The sequence below is a fragment of the Parabacteroides goldsteinii genome, from assembly GCF_020091425.1.
GTDB lineage: Bacteria > Bacteroidota > Bacteroidia > Bacteroidales > Tannerellaceae > Parabacteroides > Parabacteroides goldsteinii.
This window is the reverse complement of record NZ_CP081906.1, coordinates 5,942,318-5,954,571: the sequence shown is the minus strand read 5'-3', so window position 1 is coordinate 5,954,571 and position 12,254 is coordinate 5,942,318. Positions and strand designations below refer to the sequence as shown.

The 12,254-nt window shown below is 42.0% G+C and carries 9 protein-coding genes; 4 read left to right on the top strand and 5 right to left on the bottom strand.

The window, feature by feature from the left end; translation table 11 throughout:
- Positions 1 to 101 precede the first annotated feature (101 nt).
- The gene (locus tag K6V26_RS24370) at positions 102 to 245 is read right to left on the bottom strand and encodes a hypothetical protein (protein WP_154670871.1); all 144 of its coding nucleotides are present in this window, start codon (positions 243 to 245) and stop codon (positions 102 to 104) included.
- A gap of 140 nt (positions 246 to 385) precedes the next feature.
- Here K6V26_RS24370 and K6V26_RS24365 point away from each other — a divergent pair, with 140 nt between their 5' ends.
- The 3 genes from K6V26_RS24365 to uxaC are packed head-to-tail and all read left to right on the top strand — an operon-like array spanning position 386 to position 3,538.
- On the top strand, positions 386 to 1,429 hold the full coding sequence (locus K6V26_RS24365; protein ID WP_224264118.1) for a sugar kinase: 1,044 nt from the start codon (positions 386 to 388) through the stop codon (positions 1,427 to 1,429).
- A gap of 33 nt (positions 1,430 to 1,462) precedes the next feature.
- Entirely contained in the window at positions 1,463 to 2,131 is a 669-nt protein-coding gene (locus K6V26_RS24360) for a bifunctional 4-hydroxy-2-oxoglutarate aldolase/2-dehydro-3-deoxy-phosphogluconate aldolase (protein WP_009860081.1), read from the top strand.
- 3 nt (positions 2,132 to 2,134) lie between these two features.
- Entirely contained in the window at positions 2,135 to 3,538 is a 1,404-nt protein-coding gene (gene uxaC, locus K6V26_RS24355; protein WP_224264117.1) for a glucuronate isomerase, read from the top strand.
- Positions 3,539 to 3,606: 68 nt separating this feature from the next.
- On the opposite strand, the gene K6V26_RS24350 is transcribed toward uxaC, so the two are convergent.
- Genes K6V26_RS24350 through K6V26_RS24335 form a run of 4 tightly spaced genes read right to left on the bottom strand, consistent with a single transcriptional unit; the run spans position 3,607 to position 11,136 of the window.
- Positions 3,607 to 4,734: a DUF4998 domain-containing protein gene (locus K6V26_RS24350; RefSeq protein ID WP_010800928.1), complete on the bottom strand. Its 1,128-nt coding sequence runs from the start codon at positions 4,732 to 4,734 to the stop codon at positions 3,607 to 3,609.
- A 27-nt stretch (positions 4,735 to 4,761) separates the two neighbouring features.
- Positions 4,762 to 5,949, bottom strand: a complete 1,188-nt coding sequence (locus tag K6V26_RS24345; RefSeq protein WP_224264116.1) for a DUF5000 domain-containing lipoprotein — start codon at positions 5,947 to 5,949, stop codon at positions 4,762 to 4,764.
- Between the two features lie 21 nt (positions 5,950 to 5,970).
- Positions 5,971 to 7,887 (bottom strand): RagB/SusD family nutrient uptake outer membrane protein, encoded by a 1,917-nt coding sequence (locus K6V26_RS24340; protein ID WP_010800929.1) that lies wholly within the window; start codon positions 7,885 to 7,887, stop codon positions 5,971 to 5,973.
- Positions 7,888 to 7,905: 18 nt separating this feature from the next.
- The gene (locus K6V26_RS24335) at positions 7,906 to 11,136 is read right to left on the bottom strand and encodes a SusC/RagA family TonB-linked outer membrane protein (protein WP_394373108.1); all 3,231 of its coding nucleotides are present in this window, start codon (positions 11,134 to 11,136) and stop codon (positions 7,906 to 7,908) included.
- A 590-nt stretch (positions 11,137 to 11,726) separates the two neighbouring features.
- Here K6V26_RS24335 and K6V26_RS24330 point away from each other — a divergent pair.
- Positions 11,727 to 12,236, top strand: coding sequence for an RNA polymerase sigma factor (locus tag K6V26_RS24330; protein WP_010800931.1), 510 nt, complete (start codon positions 11,727 to 11,729; stop codon positions 12,234 to 12,236).
- Positions 12,237 to 12,254: the final 18 nt, after the last annotated feature.

The following is a 12,254-nucleotide window of genomic DNA, read 5'->3' as shown; positions in this document are numbered from 1 at the left end:
TAGTTTTGACACATTTACAAAAATATTTATGAGGGCCTCGAAAACATTTATGACGCCCTCGTGAACAAAAATCTACCTGTTCATCTCATACAATAATTCAATTATTTCTTTTCATTCAATAACTTTTCCAGTAAAGCAACCTTTTCTTTTTCATTACCCATCATCCGTTCATATAAGGATGTATTCTCTTTGGTCAGTTCGATGATTTTTTCAACAGGATGAATTATTCTGTTATCATTACTCAAATCCGAAATCGATTAATGATTGACAACATAAACAAGATATACCCGTTTTTATTCCATTTTATACAAATGTTTTCGCACACACATATTAGGAAATTAAATATAAACTACTACTTTTGCACTGGAATATAAAAGTTTATGCCATGGATAAAAAAGTAATCACCTTTGGAGAGATAATGCTCAGACTGGCCACACCAGATTATCTCCGTTTCAATCAGACAAATCAATTGAATGCTACCTTCGGAGGTGGCGAAGCTAACGTTGCCGTATCGCTGGCAAATTATGGGATCGACACAGAGTTCGTAACCCGTTTGCCGAAAAATGATATTGCTCGTGCCTGTGTTATGGATTTACGTAAATATGATGTCGGAACCTCCCACATCGTTTACGGAGGCGACCGTCTGGGTATCTACTTCCTGGAAACAGGAGCCGTAGCCCGTGCCAGCAAAGTTGTTTACGACCGTGCCCATTCTTCTATTGCTGAAATAGAAGCAGGAATGATCAACTGGGAAGAAGTGCTGAAAGATGCCTCCTGGTTCCACTGGACCGGTATCACTCCGGCTATCTCACAAGGTGCTGCCGACGCTTGTCTGGAAGCTATCCAGGCTGCCAATAAACTGGGTGTACCTGTATCCTGCGACCTGAATTATCGTAAAAACCTCTGGAAATACGGCAAAAAGGCTTCTGAAGTAATGCCTGAACTGGTTGCCGGTTGCGATGTGATTCTGGGAAATGAAGAAGATGCAGAGAAAGTATTCGGTATCAAACCGGAGGGCTTCGACGTTGCACAGACTGAAGGCCAGGTAAATGCAGCTGAATTCGAATCGGTTTGCACACAATTGATGGAAAAATTCCCACGTGCAAAGAAAGTAATCATCACTTTGCGTGGTTCTATCAATGCCAATCATAATACATGGGGCGGTGTTCTGTATGCCGACGGTAAATTATATCAGTCACGCCGTTACGATATTACTCATATCGTCGACCGCGTTGGTGGCGGCGACTCTTTCATGGGGGGCCTGATCTACGGTTTGCTGACTTATACTACAGACGACCAGAAAGCACTCGACTTCGCTGTCGCTGCTTCCTGCCTGAAGCACACCATCTACGGTGACTTCAACCAGGTAACTGTCGACGAAGTGGAAAAACTGATGGAAGGCGACGGATCGGGAAGAGTGTCGAGGTAATTGAAAATTGAGAATTGAAAATTAAAGAGAAAGATGGCTAGATTTAGTAAAATGCAGGTATTGGATGCGATGATCAGCACCGGGATGGTACCTGTTTATTATAATAAAGATATAGAAACGGCTAAACAAGTATTAAAGGCTTGTTATGATGGCGGAGTACGTGCATTTGAATTTACCAATCGCGGAGACTTCGCCCATGAAGTATTTGCCGAACTGGTAAAATATGCTGCGGTAGAATGTCCTGAAATGGTTTTAGGTATCGGTTCTATCGTCGATCCGGCTACGGCTGCCCTGTTCCTGCAACTGGGTGCCAACTTCGTTGTCGGCCCGTTGTTCAATCCGGAAATTGCGAAGGTATGTAACCGCCGCCTGGTTCCTTACACACCGGGATGCGGATCTGTTTCGGAAATAGGATTTGCACAGGAAGTGGGATGTGATTTGTGTAAAGTATTCCCGGCCGGGAATGTGGGTGGTCCTTCTTTTGTCAAGAATATCAAAGCACCGATGCCATGGTCTATGATTATGGCTACAGGAGCGGTCGAACCGACAGAAGAGAACTTGTCGGCCTGGTTCAAGGCTGGCGTTACTTGTGTAGGAATGGGTTCCAACCTGTTCCCTAAAGAAGCCATTGCAGCCAAAGACTGGAATGCCATCACTGCTCTTTGCAGCAACGCATTAAGCATCATCAAAAAATACCGTTGATATATGAAACCTTTTCTTGATTCAGATTTCCTGCTACAGACAGAGACAGCCCAAAAACTGTATCACGAACATGCAGCAAAGATGCCGATCATTGACTATCATTGTCACCTGATCCCGCAGCAGATAGCCGACAACTACCAGTTTGCCGACCTGACAGAGATTTGGTTGGGCGGAGACCATTACAAATGGCGTGCCATGCGTGCAAACGGTGTTCCCGAAGAGTATATCACCGGCGACAAACCGACATTCGAGAAATTCCAGAAATGGGCGGATACCTTGCAACATGCTATGCGCAACCCGCTTTACCACTGGACTCACCTGGAACTGAGCCGCATATTCGGTGTCGACAAGGTGTTGAATCCTTCAACTGCACGTGAAATATACGACGAATGTACCGCCAAACTGCAAACCCCGGAATTTCGTGCGCAGGCCATCATGGAACGCATGAATGTGGAAGTTGTTTGTACGACTGACGATCCGGTCGATTCATTGGAATACCATAAAGCGATCCGTAACACATCGTTGAAGACGAAAGTTCTTCCTACCTGGCGTCCGGACAAGGCGATGGCTATCGAAAATGTAGCTGTTTACAATGAATACCTGACCAAGCTGGAAGCTGCTTCCGGCATGTCGATCCTTTCATTCAAAGACTTGTTAGCGGCTTTACAGAAACGTCATGACTTCTTTGAATCTGTCGGTTGCCGCGTATCGGATCATGGTTTGAGTACATTCTACGCAACTCCTTATACCAATGCCGAGATAGAAGCTATCTTCATGAAAGCCCGAATGAATAAGGCATTGACCGGCGAAGAGATCGACAAGTTCCGCTCTGCCATGTTGTATGAACTGGCTGTTATGGATGCCCGCAGCAACTGGGCACAACAATTCCATATCGGTCCGACACGTAACAACAATGCCCGCATGTTCAAAAAGCTGGGTCCGGATACCGGATACGATGCTATCGGCGACCTGGAAGTGGCAGAACCGATGGTTCGTTTCCTCAGCCGTCTGGAAGAAGAAGGAGCATTAACTAAAACGATATTCTACAACCTGAACCCGAAAGACAGTGCCGTAATGATGACTACGGCTTACAGCTTCAACGACGGTTCGCTGCCGGGCAAAATGCAGTATGGCGCCGGCTGGTGGTTCCTGGATCAGATCCATGGCATGGAAGACCAGATGAACACGCTGTCCGATCTGGGCCTGCTGAGCCGTTTTGTCGGAATGCTGACCGATTCACGCAGTTTCCTGTCTTATCCGCGTCACGAATACTTCCGCCGTATCCTTTGCAATATGCTGGGTAAAGAAGTGGAAAACGGCGAATTGCCTGTTTCTGAAATTCCTTTCATCGGTAAGATGGTAGAGGATATCAGTTATAAGAATGCGAAAGAATATTTTGGATTTTAATAAAAAAGAAGTACGCCAATCGAATTTTCTTTTGGCGTACTTCACTAATCTAGTACTATGAAAAACGATCACTTGCCATAAATATACACTTCTGCAATGTTAGTAAAAGGTTCACGGTTACTATCCGGCAAGAGAATCTTCATGTAACGGCCCCGGTTTGTATCTATTGATGCGGGAACAGGCAATTCCAAACTATCACCATCACCGAACACTCCAGTTACCAACTGAATCCAATCTGTAGCGTTGGCATCCGGACTATTTCCTATATAAATTTCAACACTTTTCGTATCGGTGGTACCAGGACGGCGATAAACTTCTATTTTCGACATTTCTTTCGATGATTCCATATCTATCACAGCCCAATGCGGCAGAGGTGTATTTCCATCCGTATAATTGGAATGCCACCAGGTATCCAGTTTGTCATCAATGATCGCATCTTTCCCACCGCCGTCACTAGCAGTTTCGTCGGAAACGGTTACCGTCCATCCGCTACGATCGAACTTGTATTCGGCAGGGAAAGCCTCATCATACTTACTCCATGCCGTATAAAAAGTATCGATTGACTCTTCTTCCGGAATAAATAAAGAACGGAACTCAAACTCTTCACCCGCCTTGGCATCCGGACAGAATGTCGTATATTCTGCCGACGACATCCGGATAATACTTTCCGTACCATCATTTTTTACGTATCTGACTTCATTGGCTAATAAGCCTTCTGCAGCAGAATACCATTCCACCGAACCGCCTTTGTCCGTAAGTGAAATATCCTTTATACGACGGTCCATTAGGGAAACCTGATAATTCTCACCATAGGAAGTTCCAAAATCTGTTACAGACAAAGAACGATGGTCGAAATTATCCACCAGTTGTACTGTGAATGTATATGACTTCTCTTCCATGTTATCCAATACGACCTCGATGCTGTCATAGCTTGAATTAAAGGATACCGGAATAAGCAATGAATCCAATCCGTCGTTCCAATACAGATTTACCGATTTCACATTTGGAGAATTATATGTCCTGCAAAAAAACAGAATACGCTCTTTTCCCGCAATAAACGCAATTGAATCCGGTTTAGGAGCATAAATGATCTCTCCGCCTTCAATATACTCTTTATGCACATCCATAAAATCTTCACAGGAAGTAATCAGGAGAGTGCATGCTATAAATACTAATAAACTATATATTCTTTTCATGGTTTATATATTCTTTTTTAATTTATACTATTCAACCACTTCCCCATACAGATCCACCTCTGCCGGATGAGTAAAGGCAGAACCACCCCAGGTACTCAATATCTTAAGACGGATATAGCGTATCGGTTCCTGTGACAATTCAAAAGCAAATTCATATCCTTCTTCAGCAGCCGTAATATCTTCATCCGTCACTGTTCCGCTCGGAGATCCGGAAGGTTTGACAACCAGACAATCCATCACTTTTTCCCATTCACTCCAGTCACCGCTCTGCGAAGGTGTTCCCGTCCCTTTGAACACATACACCTCGAAATCCAACGGATTTCCCCAGTTATAATACGAATCGGAATATTTACGCTGGAACATCACAACACGGCTGGGTTTCGCAATACATCCCAGATCGATGGTAAATGCGGCAGGCATGGAATTGGATGCCGAATGGCCGAAAGTATCATGGTCGTCGTCGATCAGATAGCTGTCCATCCCCTCCCAATTGGTAAAGCTGGCATCAGAACCCAATTTCATAACGACCATTTTCTTTTTATTCAGTTTTTCTTCGAAAAGCGGTGTTATCTGACCTTCCGAAGGGAAAATAGTATCGGAAGCGTTGTCAAAGTTATCCCGCATGATCATCCCGAAATAACGAGGCTCGGCTTTATAGCCGCGCAAACTATAACGGTTCGAATCAGCTTCCGAAGTCATAATACGCATAGTCTGCATTTGCCCCAGCGAATCCTGTGCAAGAAACTCCATCGTCAAGGGAGCTTTGTCTTCATTCCGCCAGTTATATTGGGCACCGCCAAAATCCTGTACGATCGATATTGTCTTGATGGCTTTACTCAAAGAAGACTCCAATGGAGTAAAAGTCACTTCCACAGGATCCGACAATTCCTGAGCACGATTGATCACATAAATATTCGCTTTATTCGGGATAGTATCGTTATATCCTTCTATTTTGATCTTGTTCTCATAAAAAGAAGCAACTCTTTCCGTCTCTTTTCCATTCGTAAGCGTATAAACGGCTTTTACAGCCAGGATATCTTCCGAATTGGGAATGCGGTAGGAAACGACGGCACCACCGGCTATCGGTTCCACATTTACATCGGTCACCACTCCGGGTTTTCCCAGACTTCCGGTTATAGGTTCCAGTGTCTTTTCCGAACAAGAGCAAAGCAATAGAACCGAAGTCAGTATACTGAAATAATATTTCGTTTTCATAATTCTGTATTACATTATTAATTACCACCCCGGATTCTGTACCAATTGCGGATTATTCACAATATCAGACTCTGGTATCGGGGCAAAATAGTTTTTATAAGTAAATGACTGCGTATAGACCGTAGTCAAAGTATAATAATCCACGACCTCTTTGGCATTGACATTCCAACCCTGTATCAGACGGTTCTGCTCTTTCTGGGCTGTTTTCCAGCGGCGGCTGTCCCAATAATAAACACCTTCACAAGCCAGTTCGATTTTACGCTCACGCTGAATGATCTCACGCATGCCGACTTTCGTAGACGGTTTATTAGCCTGATTCGAATATTTCTGCCAGCTTTCCACCACTCCTTTCAAACCGGCACGTTCACGTACCATGTCCACATACTTATAAACTTCCGCGTCGGGAGCATCTTTCGATTCATTCAAAGCTTCGGCGCATAGTAAGAGAAGGTCGGCAAAACGCATATCCGGAAAAGCATAGTTTTCCCAGCTGATATCATTGGCATTACGGAAACTGGAATTGATCGAAACCAACTTTTTGGGCCAATAACCTGTCGCATTATAATTACCCGGATTGGCTACCGAAGAAAATTCACCGAACCGATTTTTGGGATATAGACATTCCGCATCGTCATCCGGTACGTTCTTATATGAGTTCCCATACCATTTACCACGGTCAAAACCTAATGTCGAATAAAAACGAGGCTCACGGTCAAAATTCATAGCGGCAGTCTGCTCACCTTTCTGAATATAATATTTATGATCCTCGTCTCCGGTCCGCACATTGAAGCGATTCGAATAATCATATTCTTTGTCTTCCTCAATAGGAACACCATTTTTAGAATAAAACTGTTCGACCGTCGCCATCGACACACTCATACGTGTTCCATAGTTTAAAGAGGTTGCCTGCTCCAGATAACAGATGCATTCTCCCTGCAAACCACTATTTACCGGATAAGAAGAATTTCCCCATACCAACTCACAATTCCAGCGGTCACTTACAGAACCACGCAATGTCTGTACCAATTGAGTTTCATCCGAAAGAGTTTTAGTAGCAATATAATCGGAAATCTGGTACAGACGGATACCAGCACTCTCACAAATATCGACAGCCTCTTTACAAGCCTCCGCAGCCTTTTGCCAACGTGTTTCATCATACGTCTGATTAAAGAACGGTTCCCCGTTATAATTACGGAAACTGTTATAATCCGTATTCCCGTTAAACAACGGGCTGGCCCAATAGACTAAAACTTTTGCTTTCAACATATAAGCTGCCGGACGGGCAAAACGGCCTAATTCACTAGTCTGGTTTTCAATCACCAAAGGAAGCGGATCGCCTTCTATTACTTCATCCAATAATTCCAGGATATAGGCAAAGCAATCATCGACTTTTTCACGATATACCCTGACACCTTGTGTTGATTCGTTCACCGGTATATTTTCACGCAAAGGACAGATAGGGCCGTAATAGGTCAGCAAGTAAAAGTGCATATAGGCTTTAATCAGTTTAACTTCTGCAATCATACGCTTAATTTCGTACTGGTTCAGATCTTTTACACCAACAATTCCTTCCATAAAAGTATTACACTCACGAATACCTGCATACAAAGAACGGATCATGCTACCTGTACCACCCCAATAATTGATCAAAGCACTGGTAGGACTATCGGTTCCCAGCCCGAATTTCATACCACCGGAAGTACTCCCTTCTTTATTAAAGATCATCTCTAACGATCCGAATATCCCCGGATTCTCATTCCATCCGGCCGACTTTGGCATTCCCCAATAACAGGTAGCCAGATATTGTTCAGCTGTATACCGGTCTGAAAAGGCATTATCCAATGTCGGAACATTGTCCGGAACAACATCCAGATAATTACAGGAGGCTATTGAAAAAGCCGTACATATATATATTAAATATTGATATATCGATTTCATATTTTCCGTTTTATTAAATTAGAATCCTAAATTAAGTCCCACATTGATCACACGTTGAACAGGATAACCTAATCCGTTACCTGCCATTTCAGGATCCCATAGTTTAAATTTGCTCCAACAAAGCAAATTAGTTCCACTCACATAAAAACGTAAGTTCTGAACCTTGAACTTCTTCACCAAATTTTTGGGTACAGTATAACCTATTTCCACAGATTTCAATCGAAGAAAAGTAGCATCCTGCATAAACCAGGTACTTGTCTGATTGTTATTTTCAACTGACTGATTTGCCAAACGAGGCCAGAAAGCATAAGGATTCCTGTTATTTTCCGACCAATAGCTATTAGCTATCACATCCAGCACTGCATTTTGTCCCAGCAAACCATCTTCACCATTCTCTCCGGCATCTCCATCTAAAAACGGAGTGATCTTTTTAAGATCCAGCCAGAAAGACTGGCGCCCCGATCCCTGAAAAAAGAAAGAGGCATCGAGTCCTTTGTAACCTACTGACAGACCGAAACCATAATTAATCTCCGGGGTTGTCGGATAACCGATAGGAACTTTATCCAATTCCGAAATTTTACCGTCACCGTTTACATCACGATATTTAATATCACCCGCCATATATTCACCGAATTGGGTAGGAGAATTTTTTACTTCTTCTTCATCAACAAACAAACGTTCTGCTATATATCCCCATGTCTGTCCCAACGATTTGCCAACTTTCGACAACCAAGGAGTTTCACTGTAATCCGGTTCTTCCCATTCCACAGCCTCGCTCGTTGCATACGTAAACGTTCCGCGTCCTGTGATCCATAAATCTTTATTGAAACTCTTCTCATAGTTCAGTTCCATATCCACACCTTTACCTTTCGCCTTTCCTAAATTAGCCTTTACATCAGGAATGATCCCCATTGTATTCGGGATTATACGGTTCAGCAAAATATTTTCCCGCCGTTCTGTGAAATATTCAACATTGGCTGAAAGCCCAAATACCGTACGCATTTCTGCTCCCACATTCAATTTATAGGATTTTTCCCATCCAATCTCATCATTGGCATAACGGTCTACAATAATTCCCCCCGGATTGTAATTCAATTGAGTACCCCAATTCACATTCCGGTCACTGCTATTCAATGTTACTTGCGACAGATAATAGAACCGGTCATTACCATCTCCAATCTGATCCTGGCCTGTCAAACCGTAAGAGGCCTTAAACTTAAACTGGTCAAACACTGTCGTCAGAGGTTCGAAAAAGCTTTCTTTTGAGAGCATCCAGCCACCGGCTACAGAAGGAAAGAATCCCCAACGATTATTTTTGGAAAAACGTTCCGAACCATTATATCCAAAAACGAACTCACCGAAATAACGCCCGTCATAATTATAGGCTGCACGTCCGGCTAACCCCATATTACGCCCGGGTAAAGACAATTGAAGATTATCGGCTATACCCGTCTTTTTACTTTGCATTGTATAAACTAACAAAGCATTTACCCCATGTTTGTCAAAATTACGGGTGTATTCTGCTGCTCCTTCCAGATAAAAATTCGTATTTACATATCTATTTCCCGGATTATAATTAATCCATTCCGTACCGGTAGCCGGATTCAAACGATTCAGTTTATAAGTATTATTCTGAAGATTATAAGATGATATATTATAAAAGAAAGGAGAATAAGCACGGTCTACCGAATATTCAGAATAACGGTCTATATTGATCTTTGCACGGATAGCAAGTCCTTCGGTCAACATATCCAACTTCTGCTTACCTTCGAATTGAACCAGCATCGTATTCTTACTATAATCATTATACCCCTTCAATGCCTGTGCATACGGGTTTACATAATTACCGGCACCATAGTTACCGAATAAGATATGCTTGGAATATGCGTACTGTTCATCCGGTTCATAATAAGGTTTGAATAATACGGGATTGGCCATCATCACTTCCTTGTACATAAAAGAACCGCCGCCGATAGGTCCTGTATATTCATCAAACGTTCCGCTCATACGCAATACCAACTCCGTTGTTTTTGTCAGGTTGATATTGATATTCGAACGGATCGAATATTTCATCAGGCTGATATTAGAATTAAAATTATTTCTTTTATCGACTTTCATGTTACCATTGTCTTTCGAGACATTGGCAGCCACATAATAACGGGCAACCGTTCCACCACCGCTAAGGCTCAGATTGGCACGCTGGTTGGAGATCACATCGTTGAACATGGTATCATACCAGTCCGTTGTCGGGAAAATATTCGGATATAATCCACGTTCGGTCATCGTTATTTTTTCTTCCGAATACAAAGCCAATCCCAGTGGGTCACGGGTTTTAATCGCTTCATTCTGCATCCGCATATAAGTAACAGGATCGGTCTGGCTGATTTTTTTGGTCGGAGATGAGAAAGAGTTTTCCACACGGGCGTTAATGGTTACTTTTCCTTCTCTACCTTCTTTCGTTGTAACAGAGATTACGCCATTCGCTCCGCGTGCACCGTATAATGCCGTAGCCGTAGCATCTTTCATGATCGAAAAACTGGCAATATCATCTGTATTCAAACGTGCCAGGTCATCCGTACTCAATTCAATACCGTCGATCAGGATAAGCGGATCTTTCTTTGCCTCAGCACCAAAAGTCGTAATACCACGGATAAAGAAACTGGCGTTATCCTGTCCCGGCTCACCACTTGTTTGATAAGAGATCAATCCGGCAACACGACCGGCAAAAGCCGTTGTCAGGTTACTGCTCGGGATTTTTAACTCCGTCGGTTTCACAGTCGTAATGGCGGATACCACACTTTCTTTTTTCTGTTTGGCGAAAGCGACTACGGTTACTTCTTCCAACTCATCCGTTTTTGCTTCCATTACAATATTCAGGAATTTCTGTCCGGTATACTTTATTTCCTTAGTTTCCATACCGATATACGAAACAACCAGGGTACTATCATCAAACTCAAAGTTACCATCCATATCGGCAATAACCCCTTTCGTACTACCTTTTATCTGCACCGTAGCACCAGGTAAAGGATCTCCTCCCGTATCCGAGATTTTACCTTTGAATTTCGACGATTGTTGAACTTTGGCTACCACGGGAAATACTTCAGCCCGAAGGTCTCGACAGGGTAGTCCCACAACTGTTAATAAAAATGCCGGTAATATCCATCCATATGAATATTTTCCAGGCTTCGTGCTTTGAATCTTCTGAGGCTGACAGCATTGACCGCTACACCTCTTTCGCAATCTAATCATTACACTTGCTAATTTAAGGTTAATAAACAAAAACAGGTCTAAGAATTATTTAATATGAACAGTCATTTTATCATCATAGTTCTTGGAGAACTATGGCTATACGATAAGTTGCTATGTATTACATACATAGGCAAATTAATTGATAAATAAGGACACTAATAGAAAAGATTGATAAATTACAAGAAGACTCAAATTGGTTAAATATAGTTATATTACCATCTTAGGTTTTGTATTTATTTCCATTTTTATATAATTTTGTTTTCACAATGTGATATAGTCTTTAAATGAAATAGTTCTCCAAGAACTAATATCCGGAAAAATATTCTTTACCTTACCAATATCCTCTCCAATAGTAACTAGATAAGAACAAAAGAAGATCATTTCTATCCGATATTTACAATAAATCTATTCAGCATTCACCGAAAGACCATCTACTGTCTACCAAAAGTACGAAATCATCCGACAAATATGCTCTAATGGGTATGTAAAACAATTTCTGAATCTTTCCATACGAAATCGAACACGCCATAATGAACATAAAAAATAGATTTGCAGCAGATAAAAACGTAAATTAATAAACAACAAACATTATGAACAGAATACAATTTCAACAAAGATTACTCGGATTACAGGATCACATGATGAATTTCGCTATCAAGCTAACAGCAAACAGGGATGACGCTCTGGATCTGTTGCAAGATACTACACTGAAAGTGTTGGACAATCAGGAAAAATTTGTAGACAATGTTAATTTTACAGGTTGGGTTATGACCGTAATGCGCAATCTTTTCATTAATAACTATCATAAGATTGTACGTGAACAGACTGTAGTAGATCAAAATACTGATTTGTACAACTTAAACATAACCAATGACTCCATCTCAGGTTCTCCAGACAAGGTTTATCAAATTCAGGAGATCACAAAAGCTGTTGCAGAATTGAACGATGAAGTAAAAATCCCATTTTCCTTATTTTTAAATGGATATAAATATCATGAAATTGCAGAACAACTAAATCTCCCTTTGGGGACAGTAAAAAGCCGTATTTTTTTCGCACGCAAAGAATTACAGCAAAAGCTGAAAGACTACCAATATGCATAAGAAAAACTGTTTTGTCAT